Source organism: Dysosmobacter sp., assembly GCF_034093755.1.
GTDB lineage: Bacteria > Bacillota > Clostridia > Oscillospirales > Oscillospiraceae > Oscillibacter.
Genome location: NZ_JAXEBZ010000055.1, coordinates 20,670 through 39,654 on the forward strand (window position 1 = coordinate 20,670; position 18,985 = coordinate 39,654).

At 65.7% G+C, this 18,985-nt stretch carries 16 protein-coding genes; 13 read left to right on the forward strand and 3 right to left on the reverse strand.

Features of this window, described 5'->3' with window-relative positions; translation table 11 throughout:
* The first annotated feature begins 71 nt into the window (after positions 1 to 71).
* The 12 genes from purM to SOX55_RS07695 all read left to right on the forward strand — a co-directional run bounded on the left by purM (position 72) and on the right by SOX55_RS07695 (position 14,488).
* A complete protein-coding gene (gene purM, locus SOX55_RS07640) occupies positions 72 to 1,106 on the forward strand; it encodes a phosphoribosylformylglycinamidine cyclo-ligase (protein WP_325286849.1) in 1,035 nt (344 codons plus the stop codon).
* Entirely contained in the window at positions 1,100 to 1,717 is a 618-nt protein-coding gene (purN, locus tag SOX55_RS07645) for a phosphoribosylglycinamide formyltransferase (protein WP_325286850.1), read from the forward strand. The genes purM and purN overlap by 7 nt, the downstream gene beginning before the upstream one ends.
* Entirely contained in the window at positions 1,714 to 2,406 is a 693-nt protein-coding gene (locus SOX55_RS07650; protein WP_325286851.1) for an IMP cyclohydrolase, read from the forward strand. Before purN ends, SOX55_RS07650 begins: the two co-directional genes overlap by 4 nt.
* A 10-nt stretch (positions 2,407 to 2,416) precedes the next feature.
* Positions 2,417 to 3,595 carry a phosphoribosylaminoimidazolecarboxamide formyltransferase gene (locus SOX55_RS07655; RefSeq protein ID WP_325286852.1) on the forward strand — a complete coding sequence of 393 codons (1,179 nt, stop codon included), beginning with the start codon at positions 2,417 to 2,419 and terminating at the stop codon, positions 3,593 to 3,595.
* A 398-nt stretch (positions 3,596 to 3,993) separates the two neighbouring features.
* A complete protein-coding gene (gene purD, locus SOX55_RS07660; protein WP_325286853.1) occupies positions 3,994 to 5,274 on the forward strand; it encodes a phosphoribosylamine--glycine ligase in 1,281 nt (426 codons plus the stop codon).
* Complete coding sequence (locus tag SOX55_RS07665; protein ID WP_325286854.1) at positions 5,275 to 8,964, forward strand: phosphoribosylformylglycinamidine synthase; 3,690 nt, start codon at positions 5,275 to 5,277, stop codon at positions 8,962 to 8,964. It abuts the gene before it with no gap.
* Positions 8,965 to 9,039: 75 nt separating this feature from the next.
* Positions 9,040 to 10,551, forward strand: coding sequence for an IMP dehydrogenase (locus SOX55_RS07670; RefSeq protein WP_325286855.1), 1,512 nt, complete (start codon positions 9,040 to 9,042; stop codon positions 10,549 to 10,551).
* Positions 10,552 to 10,920: 369 nt separating this feature from the next.
* Positions 10,921 to 11,478, forward strand: a complete 558-nt coding sequence (locus SOX55_RS07675) for an RNA polymerase sigma factor (protein WP_325286856.1) — start codon at positions 10,921 to 10,923, stop codon at positions 11,476 to 11,478.
* Positions 11,475 to 12,503 (forward strand): hypothetical protein, encoded by a 1,029-nt coding sequence (locus tag SOX55_RS07680; RefSeq protein ID WP_325286857.1) that lies wholly within the window; start codon positions 11,475 to 11,477, stop codon positions 12,501 to 12,503. The genes SOX55_RS07675 and SOX55_RS07680 overlap by 4 nt, the downstream gene beginning before the upstream one ends.
* A 105-nt stretch (positions 12,504 to 12,608) precedes the next feature.
* Entirely contained in the window at positions 12,609 to 13,064 is a 456-nt protein-coding gene (locus tag SOX55_RS07685) for a helix-turn-helix transcriptional regulator (protein ID WP_325286858.1), read from the forward strand.
* Positions 13,061 to 14,263, forward strand: a complete 1,203-nt coding sequence (locus tag SOX55_RS07690; RefSeq protein WP_325286859.1) for a PstS family phosphate ABC transporter substrate-binding protein — start codon at positions 13,061 to 13,063, stop codon at positions 14,261 to 14,263. The genes SOX55_RS07685 and SOX55_RS07690 overlap by 4 nt, the downstream gene beginning before the upstream one ends.
* A gap of 12 nt (positions 14,264 to 14,275) precedes the next feature.
* The gene (locus SOX55_RS07695; RefSeq protein WP_325286860.1) at positions 14,276 to 14,488 is read left to right on the forward strand and encodes a hypothetical protein; all 213 of its coding nucleotides are present in this window, start codon (positions 14,276 to 14,278) and stop codon (positions 14,486 to 14,488) included.
* 36 nt (positions 14,489 to 14,524) lie between these two features.
* On the opposite strand, the gene SOX55_RS07700 is transcribed toward SOX55_RS07695, so the two are convergent.
* The 3 genes from SOX55_RS07700 to SOX55_RS07710 form a co-directional block, all read right to left on the reverse strand.
* Positions 14,525 to 15,976, reverse strand: a complete 1,452-nt coding sequence (locus tag SOX55_RS07700; protein WP_325286861.1) for a TrkH family potassium uptake protein — start codon at positions 15,974 to 15,976, stop codon at positions 14,525 to 14,527.
* On the reverse strand, positions 15,973 to 17,352 hold the full coding sequence (gene trkA, locus SOX55_RS07705; RefSeq protein WP_325286862.1) for a Trk system potassium transporter TrkA: 1,380 nt from the start codon (positions 17,350 to 17,352) through the stop codon (positions 15,973 to 15,975). The genes SOX55_RS07700 and trkA overlap by 4 nt, the downstream gene beginning before the upstream one ends.
* Before the next feature lie 203 nt (positions 17,353 to 17,555).
* Complete coding sequence (locus SOX55_RS07710; RefSeq protein ID WP_325286863.1) at positions 17,556 to 18,494, reverse strand: NAD(P)-dependent oxidoreductase; 939 nt, start codon at positions 18,492 to 18,494, stop codon at positions 17,556 to 17,558.
* 332 nt (positions 18,495 to 18,826) lie between these two features.
* On the opposite strand from SOX55_RS07710, the gene SOX55_RS07715 reads away from it, so the two are divergent.
* A partial coding sequence (locus SOX55_RS07715; RefSeq protein ID WP_325286864.1) for a GTP-binding protein occupies positions 18,827 to 18,985 on the forward strand: 159 nt, incomplete at its 3' end.

Below are 18,985 nucleotides of genomic sequence, written 5' to 3' on the forward strand. Positions count from 1 at the left end.
CACCACGCCCGTCGGATACGGGAGCGCCCTTCCCAGGGGCGTCTATAGAAGATTGAAAGGAAGAGAGCATCATGCGTAGTTTTTCTGACAGTTACCGCGCCGCCGGCGTGAACATCGAGGCCGGTTACGAGGGCGTCAAGCTGATGAAGCGCCACGTCCAGCGCACCATGATCCCCGGCGTAGTCTCCGACATCGGCGGCTTCGGCGGCCTGTTTGCCCCGGATTTTGCCGGCATGCGGGAGCCTATTCTGGTTTCCGGCACCGACGGCGTGGGCACCAAGCTCCGCATCGCCATGCTGCTGGACAAGCACGACACCATCGGCATCGACTGCGTGGCCATGTGCGTCAACGACATCATCTGCTGCGGCGCCAGGCCCCTGTTTTTCCTGGACTACATCGCCATCGGCAAGAACGAGGCGGAAAAGGTGGCCACCATCGTCTCCGGCGTGGCGGAGGGCTGTGTGCAGGCCGGCTGCGCCCTCATCGGCGGCGAGACCGCCGAGCACCCCGGCATGATGCCCGCCGACGACTATGACCTGGCCGGCTTCTCCGTGGGTCTGGTGGACAAGGCCAGAATGGTGGACCCCGCCAACATGAAGGCCGGCGACGTGATTCTGGCCCTGCCCTCCTCCGGCATCCACTCCAACGGCTTCTCCCTGGTGCGGAAGGTGTTCAACGTGGAGCACGCCAATCTGAACATGTACTCCGAGGAGCTGGGCGCTACCCTGGGCGAGGCCCTGCTGACCCCCACCCTCATCTACGTGAAGCCCGTGCTGGCGGCCATGGACGCCGCCCAGGTCCACGGCATCAGCCACATCACCGGCGGCGGCTTCTTTGAGAACATCCCCCGCTCCATCCCCGACGGCCTGTGCGCCAAAGTGGAGAAGGCCGCCATCCAGACGCCTCCCATCTTCCGGATGCTCCAGACCACCGGCGGCATCTCCGAGCATGACATGTTCAACACCTACAACATGGGCGTGGGCATGGTGGCCATCGTGTCAAAAGACACCGCCGACGCCGCCATGGCCGCGCTGAAGGCCCAGGGCTGCGACGCCTACGTGCTGGGCGAGGTGGTCACCGGCGAGGAGAAGGTGGCTCTATGCTGAGCCCCGCCCGCATCGCCGTTCTGGTCTCCGGCGGCGGCACCAACTTAGAAGCGCTGCTGAAGGCTCAGGAGTCCGGGAAGATTCCCCACGGGGAGATCGTTCTGGTGGTGTCCGACAACCCGGAGGCCTACGCCCTGACCCGGGCCGCCAACCATGGCGTGCCCGGCGCGGTGGCGGCAAAGCGCGGCGTCTCCCAGGCGGAGTTTGAATCCGCCCTCTCCGCGAAACTGGCGGAGAGCCGGGTGGACATGATCGTGCTGGCCGGATTCTTGTCCATTCTGTCCGCCGGCTTTGTCCAGAAGTGGCCGGACCGCATTCTCAACATCCATCCGTCCCTGATCCCCTCCTTCTGCGGCAGGGGCTTCTACGGCCTGAAGGTCCACGAAGCCGCCCTGGCCAAGGGAGTGAAGGTCACCGGCGCCACCGTCCATCTGGTGAACGAAATTCCCGACGGCGGCCGCATTCTGCTGCAGAAGGCGGTGGAGGTCCTGCCCGGCGACACGCCGGAGGTCCTGCAGCGCAGGGTGATGGAACAAGCGGAATGGATTCTGCTGCCCCAGGCCGCCGAGCTGGTGGCCGCGGAGATTGTCAATGGGAGGGAACAAGCATGAAGCTCTCTGAACTGCTCAGCAACAACGAATATCCCGGCCGGGGCATCGCCCTGGGCCTGACCCCCGACGGCAAACGCTCCGCCGCGGTGTACTTTATCATGGGCCGCAGCGTCGACAGCCGCAACCGGGTCTTTCTCCCGGAGCCGGACGGCATCCGCACGGAGGCCTTCGACCCCTCCAGACTGGAAGACCCCAGCCTCATCATCTACCACCCCGTCCGTCAGGTGGGCCGGGGCCTCATCGTCACCAACGGCGACCAGACCGACACCGTCCGGGACTTCCTGGAGCGGGGCGAGACCTGGGAGCAGGCCCTGCGCACCCGGGAGTTTGAGCCCGACGGCCCCAACTGGACCCCCCGCATCTCCGGCCTTCTCAGCCCCGACGGCAGCTACAAGCTGTCTATTCTGAGAGCCGCCGACGCCGCGGGCACCGCCTGCCGCCGGAACTTCTTCGAGTACCCCGGCCAGGCCGGCCTGGGCCACTTCATCCACACCTACGAGACCAACGGCAATCCCCTGCCCACCTTCTCCGGCGAGCCCCGCCCCGTGGAGATCGGCAGCGACCTGGACGCCTTCGCAGAGGAGATCTGGAACAGTCTCAACCCGGAAAACAAGATTTCCCTGTTCGTCCGCTTCACCGACCTGGAAACCGGCGAGGCGCGGCAGCGGATTTTCAACAAGAACCAGTGAGGTGGACGCCATGAACGAATTGGAACTGAAATACGGCTGCAACCCCAATCAGAAGCCGGCCCGGGTGTTCATGAAGGACGGCGGCGACCTGCCCTTTCAGGTGCTCAGCGGCCGCCCCGGCTACATCAACCTGCTGGACGCCTTCAACTCCTGGCAGCTGGTGCGGGAGCTGAAGGAGGCCACCGGCCTGCCCGCCGCCGCCTCCTTCAAGCACGTGTCCCCCGCCGGCGCCGCCGTCGGCAAGCCCCTCAGCGACACGGACCGGAAGATTTACTTCGTGGACGAGGGGGCGGAGCTGTCCCCCATCGCCTGCGCCTACATCCGCGCCCGGGGCGCCGACCGGCTGTGCTCCTATGGCGACTGGGCGGCCCTCTCCGACGTGTGCGACGCCGCCACCGCCAGCTACCTCAAGTACGAGGTGTCTGACGGCATCATCGCCCCCGGCTACACCGACGAGGCCCTGGCCATTCTGAAGACGAAAAAGGGCGGCAAGTACAACGTGGTGCAGATCGACCCGGCCTACGTCCCCGCCGCTGCGGAGACCAAGGACGTGTTCGGCGTCACCTTTGAACAGGGCCGCAACAACTATAAAATCGACGCCTCCCTGCTGGAGAACATTGTCTCCCGGAGCCATGATCTGCCGGAGAGCGCCAGAACCGACATGATTGTGGCCCTCATCACCCTGAAATACACCCAGTCCAACTCCGTGTGCTACGTGAAGGACGGCCAGGCCATCGGCGTGGGCGCCGGCCAGCAGAGCCGCATTCACTGCACCCGTCTGGCGGGCCAGAAGGCGGACAACTGGTATCTCCGCCAGCATCCCAAGGTACTGGGGCTGCAGTTTGTGGAGGGCATCCGCCGTCCGGACCGGGACAACGCCATCGACATCTACACCTCCGACGAGTACGAGGACCTGCTTGCCGACGGCGTGTGGCAGAACACCTTCCAGGTGAAGCCGGAGGTGCTGACCGCTGAGGAGCGGAAGGCCTGGGTGGCCACCCAGACCGGCGTCACCGTAGGCTCCGACGCCTTCTTCCCCTTCGGGGACAACGTGGAGCGGGCCCGGAAGTCCGGCGTCAGCTACATTGTGGAGCCCGGCGGCTCCATCCGGGACGACAACGTCATTGAGACGGCGGACAAGTACGGCATCACCCTGTGCTTCACGGGGATGCGGCTGTTCCACCACTAAGCGCCAGCGCTTTAAAGAGGGGACTTCGTGCACCGTCGTGCCAATGCGATTCCCGGCCCCGTTGGGGCCGCCAATCGCGGTACTTCCTCGAAAGCGGCTCGCTTCATCCGCCGCTGGCGGCGCTTCGCCGCTTTCCCCCTTTTAGAATCCCCAACACCGTTGCGGCATTACGATTCCCGGTCCCTTACGGGACCGCCAATCGTGCCGCTTCCTCGAAACAGCCTCGCTTTATCCGCCGCTGGCGGCGCTTCGGCTGTTTCCACCAGTCTGCGGACTGGTGACGCCGCCCACGGCGGCTGGGTCAAGGTATTTTTCCGCCGCACATGTCGCCGGAAAAATGATTTCAATTCCATTTGCCTCCGGCAAATATTCCTTCAAATACTGTGAGGAGGGCTTCCATGAAACTTCTGGTCGTCGGCGGCGGTGGCCGCGAACACGCCATCATCAAAAAGCTGAAAGAAAACCCCGCGGTGGAGACCATCTACGCCCTGCCGGGCAACGGCGGCATCGCGCAGGACGCGGTGTGCGTCCCGGAGATCGGCGCCAAGGACATCCCCGCCATCGTGGACTTCGCCAGATCCCACGCCATCGACTTCGCCGTGGTGGCGCCGGACGATCCCCTGGCGCTGGGCTGCGTGGACCGGCTCCACGAGGCCGGCATCCCCTGCTTCGGCCCCAACGCCGCCGCTGCCCGCATTGAGAGCAGCAAGGTGTTCTCCAAGAACCTGATGAAAAAATACGGCATCCCCACTGCCGGCTATGAAGTGTTCGACGATCCCGCCAAGGCCATGGAATACCTCCGCGGCGCCTCCTTCCCCATCGTCATCAAGGCCGACGGCCTGGCTCTGGGCAAGGGCGTGCTGATTCCCCAGAATCTGGAGGAGGGCCTGGCCGCCGTCAAGACCATCATGGAGGACAAGGCCTTCGGCGACTCCGGCAACGAGATCGTCATCGAGGAGTTCCTCACCGGCCCCGAGGTGTCCGTGCTGGCCTTCACCGACGGCACCGCCATCGCCCCCATGGTGTCCTCCATGGACCACAAGCGGGCCGGAGACAACGACACCGGCCTCAACACCGGCGGCATGGGCACCGTGGCCCCCAACCCCTGCTACACCCCGGAGATCGCCCGGGTGTGCATGGACACCATCTTCCTGCCCACCCTGGCGGCCATGCGGGCGGAGGGCTGCCCCTTCCAGGGCTGCCTGTACTTCGGATTGATGCTGACCCCCAATGGGCCTAAGGTCATTGAGTACAACTGCCGCTTCGGCGACCCGGAGACCCAGGTGGTGCTGCCCCTGCTGAAAACCGATCTGCTGACGGTGATGCAGGCGGTGGAGAACAAGACACTGGATCAGCTGACGGTGGAGTGGCACGACGGCGCCGCCGCCTGCGTCATCATGGCCTCCGGCGGCTATCCCAGCCACTATGAAAAGGGCAAGGAGATTACCATTCCCGACACCCTGCCCGCCAACGTCACCGTGTACCACGCCGGCAGCAAGCTGACGGACGGCAATCTGGTGACCAGCGGCGGCCGGGTGCTGGGCGTCACCGCCTCTGCCCCCACCCTGAAAGAGGCCCTGGCCGACGCCTACGCAGCGGCGGAGCAGATTCATTTTGACGGCGCGTTCATGCGCCATGACATCGGCCGGCGGGCGCTGGCCGCCATGGAGGAAGCGTAAATGGTCAGACGCATTTATGTGGAAAAGAAACCGGCCCTGCGCCAGGAGGCCCAGAGCCTGCTCAACGAGTTCCGGGGCGTGCTGGGCGTCACTGCCCTGACGGGCCTGCGGCTCATCAACCGCTATGACGTGGAGGGCCTGGAGGAGGACGTGTTCCGGCGGGCCGTCCGGGCGGTGTTCTCCGAGCCTCAGGTGGATGACACCATGACCGCCCTGCCGGAGACCAACGGCCCCGTGTTTGCCGTGGAGGCCCTGCCCGGCCAGTTCGACCAGCGGGCAGACTCCGCCAGCCAGTGCATCCAGCTGATGACCCAGGGCGACCGGCCCACCGTCCGCACCGCCAAGGTGTACCTGCTGGAGGGCGATCTCACGGAGGCGGACCTGGCTGCCATCAAGCACTTTGTCATCAACCCCGTGGAGTCCCGGGAGGCCTCTCTGGAGGAGGTCTCCACCCTGAAGATGGAGTACGCCGTCCCCACCTCCGTGGAGACCGTGGAGGGCTTCATCGCCATGGACGAGGCGGCGCTGACGGCCCTGCTGGACCGGCTGGGCCTGGCCATGGACCTGGACGACCTGAAGTTCCTGCAGGCCCACTTCCGGGATGACGAGCACCGGGATCCCACCATCACGGAAATCCGGGTGGTGGACACCTACTGGTCCGATCACTGCCGCCACACCACCTTCTCCACCCACATCGACTCCGTGGAGATCCTGGACGAGGAGACCCGCGCCGCCTACGAGCGGTATCTGGCCGCCCGGGTGGAGGTCTACGGCGAAGAGAAGGCGGCCGTCCGCCCCCAGACCCTGATGGACATGGCTACCATCGGCGCCAAGGTGCTGAAAAAACGGGGCCTGCTTCAGAACCTGGACCAGAGCGAGGAGATCAACGCCTGCTCCATCCACGTCACCGCCGAGGTGGACGGTGAGGAGCAGGACTGGCTGCTGATGTTCAAGAACGAGACTCACAACCACCCCACGGAGATCGAGCCCTTCGGCGGCGCCGCCACCTGCATCGGCGGCTGCATCCGGGACCCCCTGTCCGGCCGTGCCTATGTGTATCAGGCCATGCGCCTCACCGGCTGCGGCGATCCCCGCACCCCCATGGACCAGACCATTCCCGGCAAGCTGCCCCAGCGGAAGCTGGCCCAGACCGCGGCCGCCGGCTACTCCTCCTACGGCAACCAGATCGGCCTTGCCACCGGCCAGGTCAGTGAGATCTATCACCCCGGCTATGTTGCCAAGCATCTGGAAGTGGGCGCCGTGGTGGGCGCCGCGCCGGCGGAGAACGTGGTGCGGGAGCGTCCCGCCCCCGGCGACGTGGTGATCCTGCTGGGCGGCCGCACCGGCCGTGACGGCATCGGCGGCGCCACCGGCTCCTCCAAGAGCCACAACCAGAAGTCCCTGACCACCATGGCCTCCGAGGTGCAGAAGGGCAACGCCCCCGAGGAGCGGAAGATTCAGCGGCTGTTCCGGGACGGCAATGTGACCCGCCTCATCAAGCGCTGCAACGACTTCGGCGCCGGCGGCGTGTCCGTGGCCATCGGCGAGCTGGCCCCCGGCCTGGCCATTGATCTGGACAAGGTCCGCAAGAAGTACGAGGGTCTGGACGGCACGGAGCTGGCCATTTCCGAGTCTCAGGAGCGGATGGCCGTTGTGGTGGCCGCCGCCGACGCGGACACCTTCATCGCTGCCGCCCAGGCGGAAAATCTGGAGGCCTATCAGGTGGCCGTGGTCACCGAAAGCCCCCGCATGGTCATGCGCTGGCAGGGCCGCACCATTGTGGACCTGTCCCGGGAATTCCTGGACACCAACGGCGCCGACAAGCACACCACTGTGGCGGTGGAGCCCAAGGACCGCGCCGCCCTGGGGGAAAGCGGCATGCACTCCCTGCGGGAAATGGCCTCCAGCCTGAAGTGCGCCTCCCGCCGGGGCCTTTCCGAGCGGTTCGACTCCACCATCGGCGCTGGCTCCGTGCTGATGCCCTTCGGCGGAAAACGTCAGCGGACCCCCGCCCAGTCCATGGCCGCCCTGCTGCCCGTCCTGCCGGGCCAGGAGACGGAGGACTGCTCCGTCATGGCCTGGGGCTTCGACCCCGAGCAGCTGTGCGTGGACCCCTACGCCGGCGCTTACCGCTCCGTGATCACCTCCGTGGCCAAGCTGGTGGCCGCCGGCTGCGACTACCACCAGGCCTACCTCACCTTCCAGGAGTATTTTGAGAAGCTGCGGGACGAGCCCCTCCGCTGGGGCAAGCCCTTCGCCGCCCTGCTGGGCGCCCTGGACGCGCAGCTGGACCTGGGCGTGGCCGCCATCGGCGGCAAGGACTCCATGTCCGGCTCCTTCCTGGACATGGACGTGCCCCCCACCCTCATCTCCTTTGCCATCGCCCCCTCCAGGGCCGGCAAGGTGCTGTCCCCTGAGTTCAAGGCGGCGGGCCACCCCGTGTACCTGTTCCTGTGCGACGGCACCGCGGACGGCCAGCAGACCGCGTGGGAGGCCTTCCACGCCCTCAGCGAGGCCGGAAAGGTCCGCGCCGCCTGGGCGGTGGACAACAACCTGGCAGAGGCTGTCATGAACATGTCCTTCGGCAACAGCATCGGCTTTGCCGCCGACGGCGTGGGCGACATCTGGTACTCCAGCGCCATGCCCGGCGCCATTGTGGCGGAGCTGACGGAGGAGATCTCCGGCGAGTACGCCGCCCGTCTGGGCGTCACCACCGCCGAGCCGGCGGTGGCCATCGGCGGCGACAAGGCCCCCATTGAGGAGCTGCTGCAGCTCAACGAGGGCGTGCTGGAGGATGTGTATCCCAACCGCACCGCCAATCCCGCCGAGACCGTCCCCGTGCTGGAGGCCCCCGCCTTCAGCCGCGCCGCCCCCAAGGCGGGCGTGGCCCGTCCCAGGGTGCTGATTCCCGTGTTCCCCGGCACCAACTGCGAGTACGACAGCGCCCGGGCCGTGGAGCGGGCCGGGCTGGAGCCCCAGGTGCTGGTGCTGAACAACCAGTCCGCCCAGGGCGTGGCCGACTCCGTGGAGCGGTTCGCCAAAGCCGCCGCCCAGAGCCAGATCATCTTCATTCCCGGCGGCTTCTCCGGCGGCGACGAGCCGGACGGCTCCGGCAAGTTCATCACCGCCTTCTTCCGCAACCCGGCGGTGAAGGACGCCACCCATGACCTGCTGAAAAACCGGGACGGTCTGATGCTGGGCATCTGCAACGGCTTCCAGGCCCTCATCAAGCTGGGTCTGGTGCCCTACGGCGAGATCATCGACACCGATGAGACCTGCCCCACCCTCAGCTTCAACATCATCGGCCGCCACCAGTCCAAGATCGTCCGCACCCGGGTGGCCTCCAACCGCTCCCCCTGGCTGGCTCAGGTGAATGTGGGCGACGTGTACAGCGTGCCTGTGTCCCACGGCGAGGGCCGCTTCCTCTGCCGGCCGGAGCTGCTGGCCTCCCTGGCGGAAAACGGGCAGATCGCCACCCAGTACGTGGACCTGTCCGGCACGCCCACCATGGACGTGGCCTTCAACCCCAACGGCTCTGTCTGGGCGGTGGAGGGCATCACCTCCCCCGACGGACGGGTGCTGGGCAAGATGGGCCACACCGAGCGCACCGGCCCCGCCCTGTACCGCAACGTCCCCGGAGAGTACGACATGGGGCTGTTCGCCTCCGCGAAGGCCTATTTTGATCTGTAATCCGGAAATTTACCGTTGCTTTTCGGAAAATCTGTGGTATTCTAATCATTAATATTTAGATAGAGAGGTGGCTCCATGGCATACTTTTTTGACGAACCCTCCCGCACATTCAGCGAGTACCTTCTGGTGCCCGGCTATTCCTCCGAGGACTGCATTCCCGCCAACGTCTCCCTGAAGACCCCGGTGGTGAAGTACCGCAAGGGCGAGGAGTGCCCCCTGACCATGAACATCCCCATGGTCTCCGCCGTCATGCAGGCGGTCTCCGGCGAGAAGATGGGCATCGGCCTGGCCCGCGAGGGCGGCATCGCCTTCATCTACGTCTCCCAGCCCATTGAGGAGCAGGCGGAGATGGTCCGCAAGGTGAAGAACTACAAGGCCGGCTTCGTGTTCAGCGATTCCAACCTCCGCTCCACCGACACCCTGGCCGACGTGCTGGCCCTGAAGGAGCGCACCGGCCACTCCACCATGGCCGTCACCGACGACGGCACCGGCAATGGCCGCCTGCTGGGTCTGGTGACCAGCCGGGACTACCGCGTCAGCCGGATGGACCCCACCACCCCCGTCTCCACCTTCATGACCCCCGCGGAGAAGCTGATCACCGCCCCCGAGGGCACCAGTCTGAAAGAGGCCAATGACATCATCTGGGACCGGAAGCTCAACGCCCTGCCCATTGTGGCTGCTGACGGCCGCCTGGTGTCCTTCGTGTTCCGCAAGGACTATGACACCCACAAGGGCAACCCCCTGGAGCTGCTGGACGGCCAGAAGCGCTATGTAGTGGGTGCCGGCATCAACACCCGGGACTACGCCGAGCGGGTCCCCGCTCTGGTGGAGGCCGGCGCCGACGTGCTGGTGATGGACTCCTCCGAGGGCTATTCCGCCTGGCAGAAGAAGACCCTGGACTGGATCCGTGCCCGCTACGGCGACACCGTGAAGGTGGGCGCCGGCAACGTGGTGGACGGCGAGGGCTTCCGCTTCCTGGCGGACGCCGGCGCGGACTTCGTGAAGATCGGCATCGGCGGCGGCTCCATCTGCATCACCCGTGAGACCAAGGGCATCGGCCGCGGCCAGGCCACCGCCGTCATCGACGTGGCCCGGGAGCGGGACAAGTACTTCGAGGAGACCGGCATCTACGTGCCCATCTGCGCCGACGGCGGCATTGTGCAGGACTACCACATCACCCTGGCGCTGGCCATGGGCGCCGACTTCTGCATGCTGGGCCGCTACTTCTCCCGGTTTGACGAAAGCCCCTCTGCCAAGGTCCTCATCGGCGGCAGCTATATGAAGGAATACTGGGGCGAGGGCAGCGCCCGTGCCCGGAACTGGCAGCGCTATGACCTGGGCGGCGCCGCCAAGCTGTCCTTCGAGGAGGGCGTGGACTCCTACGTTCCCTACGCCGGCTCCCTGGCCGACGGCATGGCCACCACCCTGGCCAAGATCCGCTCCACCATGTGCAACTGCGGCGCCCTGTCCATCCCCGAGCTGCGGGACAAGGCCAAGCTGACCCTGGTGTCCTCCGTCTCCATCGTGGAGGGCGGCGCCCACGACGTGCTGCTGAAGGACACCACCAACTCCGCCGGCCGCAAGTAATTTTCAGAATCCGCAACTCCGCCGCCCTCCGCGCCGCGCTTTGCGCGTACAAGCGTTTTCCGCAGGAAAACCTTGAACCGGCGGGAATTCATTTCCCGCCGGTTGGTTCTGTGCGGGGCCCCCGCGGAGCCTGCTCCGTGGGGTCGGCGGCGCACACGACGTGCTGCTGAAGGACACCACCAACTCCGCCAGCCGCAAGTAACTTTCAGATCCGCAATTCCGCCGGCCGCAAGTAAAGCCGACCCCATTCTGCTGCTCCCCCGTTCACCCGGACGGGGGAGTTTTTCCCTTTTTTCTCCTCCGGCGCAACCTTTTCCCGGATTTCCCCACCAGACAGGTGAACGCCCATTCCGAAAGGAGTCTCTTGCCATGAACGACCAGCAGATCGTGGAGTTGTACTGGCAGCGCAGCCCCGACGCCGTGGCCGCCTCCATCGCCAAATACGGCAGCTACTGCCACGCCATCGCCTACCGCATCCTCTGCAACCGGGAGGACGCGGAAGAGTGCGTCAATGACACCTGGGTGGGGGCCTGGAACGCCATGCCCGTCCACCGCCCCAACCGCCTGGCGGCGTTTCTGGGGAAAATCACCCGCCGGGCCGCCTGCGACCGGCTCAGCGCCAATCTGGCCCAGAAGCGGGGCGGCGGCGAGGTGCCGCTGCTGCTGGATGAGCTGACGGCCTGCATCCCCGCGTCCCCCAGCGCCGCCCAGGAGGTGGAGGACGCGGAGCTGGAGGCGGCGGTGGACCGCTTCCTCCACACCCTCTCCCGGCGGGACTGCAGCGTATTTCTGCGGCGGTACTACTTCGCCGAGCCCCTGGCGGACATTGCCCGCCGCTACGGCCTGCCGCTGGGAACGGTGAAGGCCAGCCTGTTCCGCAGCCGGGAGAAGCTGCGGAAATATCTGGAAAAGGAGGAACTGCTATGACGAAACAGGAACGGCTGTTCCGGGCCATTGGCGGCGCGGACGAAGAGCTGCTGGAGCGCAGCGAACAGCGCCGGCGCCGGCGGTGGCCGGCCGGTCTGGCCGCCGCGGCCTGCCTGCTGCTGATGGTGGGCGTCTGTCTTCTGGCCGCCCCCGCCGGGTCCGCTCCGCCGGAAGAATCCGGCGGAGCCGCCCCGGCCTCCCCCGGCGCGTCCTCTGCCGCCCCGGAATCTCCCGCCGCCCCCGCCTATACGCTGCGGCTCTCCGGCGGCGGCGTGGGCAGCTTCCACCTCCACCAGCTCAGCGCCGGGACAGCGGCGGACTTCATCCTCTACGTGGACGAAACCGCCTACCGCCAGTCCACGGAAGGGGGCGTCCTCACCGTGGAGCCGCTGGTGGACATGGGGGACCTGCCCGCCTGCCGCCTGGAGGTCTCCCGGCAGCCGGACATCTCTCTGGAGGACGCGGGAGTCTGGGCGGCGGAGCGGCTGTCGGAAACCTACGGCGACGTGTCGGAGCCGGAGGCCGCCGGTCCCGGCGCTCTGACCATCACCGCCAGCGGCGGGCTGAACTGGGACTCCCCCCAGGCGCTGGTCCGTCTGGTGGAGGACCGGCAGGGGGGCGTGTTCGTGCTGTACGCCCAATGCTTTCTGGAGGCCGCAGAGGGCCACGGCGCCCGGTTCGCCGACATGATGGCCACCTTTGAGCCGGTATCCCCGGAGGACGGCGCCCCCGCCTGGCTCACCTCCCTCCGGGAAGTCGGAAGCCGTCTGGTCCCCGCCTTCTTCTCCGGCGACCTGACCGCCGTCAGCGACCTGCTGGCCCCCGGCGCCGCCATGGATCTGCCGGACCTGCGGGGCCGCAGCGTCTCCGCCCTGGACTACACGGTGGACGACGACCGGTCCCCCACCCGGGCGGTTCTCTCCGTCCGGAACCGGGAGCTGGAGGACAGCTATGACTATCTGACGGTGGAGCTGGCCTGCGAGGATGGACAGTGGCTGGTGGTATTCGCCGGGCTGGAAAAGTAAACCTCGCCGCAGAGGACTTCCGTTTTCCACGCGGAAGTCCTTTTGCTGTTGACAGATCTTCTCATATAGTGTAAAATTATACTATATGAGAGGAAGTGATGCCTGATGACACGGGAAGAACTGGTGTGGGAGCTGGACCGGCAGGTGAAGCTGGTGCGGACGGAATACGGCCTGACCCAGGAGGCCATGGCCCGGGCACTGGGCATGTCCAAGAAAACGCTGGTGGAAATTGAAAAGGGGCGGTCCTCCCTGGGCTGGATGGGCGCCGCCGCCTTCTGCACCGTGTTCTCTGGCAGCCAGGTGCTGGGGCGGCTGCTGGGAGGCGAGGCCAGTGACATGGTGCGGGCGCTGGCGTTCCAGGACCTGCGGCCCACCTACCCGCCCACCATGGGCGGCCGGGTGTGGTGGCGGACGGTGGAGATGCGGGGCGGCTTTCGCATCCAGCAGAACATTCTGTCTCAGCACTACCGGGCGCTGGACAGCCAAAACGGCCGGGTCTGCTCCTCCTTCGATCTGGAGCAGGTGCGGCGGCAGGTGGATGAATTGGAGGTGCGAGGATGAAAAAGACTGTGCTCAGCATTCTGGGCAGCCTTGTGATCTTTGCGTTTTTCGGGCTGCTGCTGTTTGTGGGGCTGCTGTTTGCCACACTGATGGGCTGCCCGCCCTATCTGCTGTACGCCCTGTACGTGGTAGGGCCGGCGCTGCTGGTGTGCATAGCCCTCTGCGCCACGGGGCTGCTGAAGGGCAAATGGTGCCGCCGGGTGTGGGCAGTGTTCAGCGCGGTGACGCTGTGTGCCGCTGTCTGCACCGGCTATGGCTGGTGGGAGGACTCCCTCCCCACCGTGGATGACCGGCAGCTGCTGATCCAGCAGTACGTCCCCTTTGCGCCGGACACCAAGGCCCTGTACCTGGAGGAGGACTCCACCCTGCGCCTCACCGCCAGCGACATCCTGTCGCTGCGGCTGGACGGCGCCACGGCACTGTACCCGGTGTACTCCGCCTTCGTGCAGGCCGCCTTCCCGGAGGGGGACTACCCCCTCACCTCCGGCGGGTGGTACGGCCGTGTGGCCTGCTCCGGCACCATTGAGGCCTACCAGCGGCTCATTGCCGGCGAGACGGACATGATCTTCGCCGCCGCCCCCTCCCAGGCCCAGCTGGATGATGCCGAAGCGGCGGGGATGGAGCTGCACCTGACCCCCATCGGCAAGGAAGCCTTTGTGTTCTTCGTCAACAGCCAAAACCCGGTCACCTCGCTGACGGTGGAGCAGATTCAGGGCATCTATACCGGGGAGATCACCAACTGGAAGCAGCTGGGCGGGAAACGTCAGTCCATCCGGGCCTACCAGCGGGCGGAGAACAGCGGCAGCCAGTCCGCCCTGCTGCGGCTGATGGACGGCCTGCCGCTGATGGAGCCGAAAACCGAGGACCGCATCGGCGGCATGGGCGGCATCATCACGGAGGTGGCCAGCTACCGCAACCACCGGAACGCCATCGGCTTCTCCTTCCGGTACTATGCCGCGGAGATGGCCGCCAACGACCAGATCCGCCTGCTGGCCCTGGGCGGCGTGGAGCCCACCAGAGAGACCATCCGGGACGGCAGCTACCCCATCAGCTCCTGTTTCTACGCCGTCACCGCTGCCCCAAAAGGCCAGAGCGCCCCGGAGGACAGGGACCCGGCGATGCGGGCGTTCCTGGACTGGATTCTCTCGGAGCAGGGCCAGTCCCTGGTGGAGCGCACCGGCTATGTGTCATTGGACTGAAAGGAGGATCCCATGGACAGACGGAAAACCCTGCGGCTTATCGGCCTGGTGATGCTGGTCATCGCGGTAATCTTCGTGGCCTGCGCTTTGCAGAACCCCCAGCTGGGCCGGACCTTCCACGTGTTCGGCATCCCCATAGGCGTGGAAATCTGGCGGGTGTTCTACGGCCTGTACGCCGCCGTCACAGCGGGACTGCTGGCCGCGTCCTTCCTGATCAGGCGATGAACAAACCCCGGTCCCCACAGGGGACCGGGGTTTTCGTTATACTCTCTTCTTCCACACGCTGGGCAGGAACAGCAGCAGCATGGGGAAGATCTCCAGGCGGCCCAGCAGCATATCCAGCGACAGCACAATCTTCGCGAAGGGGGAGAACTGGCTGTAATTGCCGGTGGCACCCACCATGTCCAGGCCGGGGCCGATGTTGTTGATGCAGGCAATCACGGCGGTGACGGTGGTCTCCAGACTGAAATTGTCCAGCGACACCAGCGCCATGGACAGGCAGCAGATCAGGCAGTAAGCCACCAGGAACGCCGACGCGCCCCGGACGGTGCTGTCCTCCAGCCGCTTGCCGTCCATCCGACTGATCTGCACGCTGCGGGGGCGGAGCATGGTCCGCATCTCCTGCATCATGTGCTTCCACAGAATCAGCAGCCGGGATACTTTGATGCCGCCGCCGGTGGAGCCGGCGGAGGCGCCCACAAGCATCAGCAGCACCAGCAGCAGCCGGGACAGCTGGGGCCACAGGTTGAAGTCCGCCGTGGCGTAGCCGGTGGTGGTCATAATGGAGGACACCTGGAAAAAGCTGTCCAGAAACGCCCGGCCCACGCTGGTGTAGCCCGGCAGGATGTTCAGGGCGATGATGACGGTGGCGGCGGCCATAATGCTCACGTAGGCCCGCAGCTCCTCGTTTTTCCAGACGCTTCGGCCGTTGTGCAGCAGCAGCAGGTAGTACATGTTGAAGTTGACGCCGAACAGCGCCATGAAGATGGCGATGACCAGCTGAAGGTAGGCGCTGTCGTAGGCGGCGATGCTGGCGCCCTTGATGCTGAAGCCGCCGGTGCCGGCGGTGCCGAAGGCGTGGACCACCGCGTCAAACAGGGGCATGCCGCCGATGAGCAGCAGCACGATCTCCGCCGCCGTCATGGCCACGTAGATGCCGTACAGCGCCCGGGAGGTCTGGCGGATGGTGGGGGTCATCTTGCCGGGGGCGGGGCCGGGGCTTTCCGCCCGCAGCAGGTGTAGCGTCTCGCCGTTGCCCCGGGCCAGCGGCACGATGGCCAGCAGGAACACCAGCACGCCCATGCCCCCCAGCCAGTGGGTGAAGCTGCGCCAGTACAGCATACCAAAGCTCATGGCCTCAATGTCGGTGAGGATGCTGGCGCCGGTGGTGGTGAAGCCGGACACCGTCTCAAAAAAGGCGTCCACAAACCGGGGAATCTCCCGGCTGATCCAGAAGGGCAGCGCGCCGAACAGGGAGATGGCCACCCAGCTGAGGGCCACGATGACGAAGCCCTCCCGGGCGTAGATGCCGTCTTTCAGGGGGATGCGGGACAGGGCGAAGCCTACACCCAGCGTCAGCAGGATGCAAAGCCCAAAGGCCCTGGCCGGGCCTCCCTCCCCGTAGAGGAAGCACACCAGCAGCGCCGGCAGCATAAACAGCCCCTCGATGGACAGCACCTGCCCCATGTAGCGCAATACAGCACGATAGTTCATTCCACAAAGCCCTCACGGTCCGCGAAAATATCCGTCAGATTGGCAATGGTGCGGTGGGGTTCCGCCACCACCACCACAGAGTCCCCCGCCAGCATGCAGTCATTGCCCTTGGGGATGATGACCCGCTGGCCCCGGAGAATGGAGGCAATCAGGGTGTTGGGCTTCAGGTGCAGCCGGGACAGGGGCACGTTCAGATACGGCCCCTCCTCCGGCACGGTGAAGCCCAGGGCCTCCGCCTTGCCGTCGGCGATGCGGTACAGCGTCTCCACGCTGCCCTCCCGGGAGGCGCTCACCGCCCGGACGTACTGCACCAGCTGGTTGGCGGTGAGCAGCTTGGGGCTGACCACCGTGTCGATGCCGGTGCCCATGAAAAAGTCGCTGTACTCCATGCGGTTGATCTTGGTAATGGTTTTGGGAACCCCCAGGTGGTTGGCGAACATGGACACCAGGAAGTTCTCCTCGTCGATGCCCGTCAGGGTCACCACGGCGTCGGCCTCCCGGATGCCCTCGTCCAGCAGCAGGCTCTGCTCCGTGCCGTTGCCGCAGATCACCGACACGCCGGGCAGCATCTCGCACAGCTCCTCGCAGCGGCTGTGGGATTCCTCAATGATGGCCACGGAGACCCTGGCCTCCGTCAGCAGCCGGGAGAGGTAGGCCGCAATGGTTCCGCCGCCCACAATCAGCACCCGCCGGATGGTCCGCACCTGGATGCCGCAGCCCTCGATGAGGCCCGGCATCTCCCGGGTGGCGGCGCTGATGCTCAGCTTGTCGCCGGCGTGAAGCTCCGTGGCGCCGTAGGGGATGATGACCTGGCCCTTGCGGTCCACGGCGCACACAACCACCCGGCTTTTCAGGATGTCGCCCACCTGGTCCAGCCGCTTGCCGGCCAGGGGGCTGTCCGGCGGGATCATGACCTCGGCGATCTCAATGCGTCCGCCGGCGAAGAACTCCCGCCGCAGGAAGCTGGGGAACTGCAGCAGGTGGAAAATCTCGTTGGCGGTGGTCTTTTCCGGGTTGATGGAGAAGCTGAGGCCCAGGTCCCCTTTCAGCAGGTTCATCTGCCGGTCATACTCCGGGTTGCGGACACGGGCCACCACGTTGGAGCAGCCCAGCTTGTGGGCCACCAGACAGCACAGCAGGTTCACCTCGTCGCTGTCCGTCACCGCCACCGTCAGGTCGGCCTCCGCCACACCGGCTTCCTCCAGCACCTCCAGCGACGCGCCGTTGCCGGTCACCGTGGCCACGTCCAGCTTATCCTGGCACAGGTGCAGCAGCGACGCGGAGCGGTCCACCGCCACCAGGTCATGCCCCTCCTGGCTCAGCTCCTTCAGCAGGACATAACCCACCTTGCCGATGCCGATGACAACGATCTTCATGTTCCCTTACCTCCGAAAACGCGGAATTCCGTAGCTTTGACGCCTCACAAATTACCTTTCTATAGTATCACACCTGCCCGGTTCCTGTAAATCCCTTTCCCCGGTTCTTCCCACTTTCTGAACCCGGAGCTGCCCTCCGACGGCGGACAACAGAGCCGGCCGGATCCGATTCCGATCCGGCCGGCTCTTTGCGGTGCGGCAGCTTACAGGTGGAAGAACGCGGCGATCTGCTCGTTGATGATGTCGCCGATGTTCTCCTGGGCCTCCACGGTGCAGGCGCCGATATGGGGCGTCACAGCGTAGTTGCCGTCGGTGTCAAACAGGGGGGAGTACAGCACATCGTTGCCGGCCAGGTCCGCCAGCTCGCCCTTGATGACGTCCATGCCCACGCCGCCCAGCTTGCCGGACTTCAGGCCCTCGGCGGCGGCCTCCTCGTTCAGCACGCCGCCGCGGCTCATGTTCACCACGATGGCGCCCTGGTGCATCTTGGCAATGTCATCGAAGGAGATCAGGTTGTCGGTCTCCGGCGTCAGGGGCAGATGGATGGTAATGCAGTCGGCAGTGGCAAGGAACTCGTCCTTTTCCATCTTCTCGCCGCCGGCGGCAGCGCACTGCTCGGCGGTCATGTAGGGATCGTACACAATGGTGCGCATGCCGAAGGCCCGGGCCAGCTCCGCCACCCGGCGGCCGATGCGGCCGAAGCCCACCAGGCCCAGGGTCTGGCCCCGCAGCTCATGGCCGACGAAGTGGTTCTTCTCCCAGATCCGGTCGCCGGACACCTCCACGTGGGCCGGAATGGTGTGGCGGTTCAGCTCCAGCAGCTTGCACATGGCCAGCTCGGCCACGGCGTTGGAGCTGCCGGCGGGGGCGTTGATGATGGCGATGCCCTTTTCCCTGGCATAGTCCAGGTCGATGTGGGTGGTGCCCACGCTGCACACCGCGATCATCTTCAGGTTCGTGGCCGCGTCCAGAATGCTCCGGTCGATGGAGGGCAGCACCCGCATCACCAGGACGTCCGCGTCGCCGATGATTTCCTTCAGGCGCTCCACGCCCGGCATCACGGCGATCTCCACATCCACGCCCTTACTTCTGAGCATCTCGGGGATCTTCTTGGAAACGTTGTCAATAATCAGTGCCTTCATAAGTTTCTCCTTCTGCCGCGGGGGCCGTCCTCCGCGCCCGTCTCGATTCCGGCTTTCCGCCCTGGCGGAAGCCGTTTTGAACAATCGGTTTACTTTTAGCATACTCTCCCTGAAATGTCAAGGCGTGCCGGACGGGTCGGGAGATTATGCATATTTTCCCGTATCATTGACAAACCCGGCCCTTTTCCGGCTCTCCGGCGGCCGGATTTCTCTCCGCTCCGCCGGGGGAAAACAGATCAGAAATCCGTTTTTTTACCGGGGAATCTTGCAATCTTCCCCGGGATATGGTAAGTTTATTGAGTTTAGGATTACGATTCAAGGAGGTCCCTCCCATGCCCTCTCTGCAAGAAGAAATCACCCGCCGGCGGACATTCGCCATCATCTCCCACCCCGACGCCGGCAAGACCACCCTGACGGAAAAGTTCCTGCTGTACGGCGGCGCCATTGCCCAGGCCGGCGAGGTCAAGGGCAAGCGGGCCAAGGCCGCCACC

Bases quoted from the DNA above. Each gene is read 5' to 3' on its own strand.
- SOX55_RS07670 (WP_325286855.1), top strand. From the start codon at position 9,040: ATGGCATACTTTTTTGACGAACCCTCCCGCACATTCAGCGAGTACCTT.
- SOX55_RS07650 (WP_325286851.1), top strand. From the start codon at position 1,714: ATGAAGCTCTCTGAACTGCTCAGCAACAACGAATATCCCGGCCGGGGC.
- purN (WP_325286850.1), top strand. From the start codon at position 1,100: ATGCTGAGCCCCGCCCGCATCGCCGTTCTGGTCTCCGGCGGCGGCACC.
- SOX55_RS07655 (WP_325286852.1), top strand. From the start codon at position 2,417: ATGAACGAATTGGAACTGAAATACGGCTGCAACCCCAATCAGAAGCCG.
- SOX55_RS07675 (WP_325286856.1), top strand. From the start codon at position 10,921: ATGAACGACCAGCAGATCGTGGAGTTGTACTGGCAGCGCAGCCCCGAC.
- SOX55_RS07710 (WP_325286863.1), bottom strand. From the start codon at position 18,494: ATGAAGGCACTGATTATTGACAACGTTTCCAAGAAGATCCCCGAGATG.
- purD (WP_325286853.1), top strand. From the start codon at position 3,994: ATGAAACTTCTGGTCGTCGGCGGCGGTGGCCGCGAACACGCCATCATC.
- SOX55_RS07680 (WP_325286857.1), top strand. From the start codon at position 11,475: ATGACGAAACAGGAACGGCTGTTCCGGGCCATTGGCGGCGCGGACGAA.
- purM (WP_325286849.1), top strand. From the start codon at position 72: ATGCGTAGTTTTTCTGACAGTTACCGCGCCGCCGGCGTGAACATCGAG.
- SOX55_RS07700 (WP_325286861.1), bottom strand. From the start codon at position 15,976: ATGAACTATCGTGCTGTATTGCGCTACATGGGGCAGGTGCTGTCCATC.
- SOX55_RS07690 (WP_325286859.1), top strand. From the start codon at position 13,061: ATGAAAAAGACTGTGCTCAGCATTCTGGGCAGCCTTGTGATCTTTGCG.
- trkA (WP_325286862.1), bottom strand. From the start codon at position 17,352: ATGAAGATCGTTGTCATCGGCATCGGCAAGGTGGGTTATGTCCTGCTG.
- SOX55_RS07695 (WP_325286860.1), top strand. From the start codon at position 14,276: ATGGACAGACGGAAAACCCTGCGGCTTATCGGCCTGGTGATGCTGGTC.
- SOX55_RS07685 (WP_325286858.1), top strand. From the start codon at position 12,609: ATGACACGGGAAGAACTGGTGTGGGAGCTGGACCGGCAGGTGAAGCTG.
- SOX55_RS07665 (WP_325286854.1), top strand. From the start codon at position 5,275: ATGGTCAGACGCATTTATGTGGAAAAGAAACCGGCCCTGCGCCAGGAG.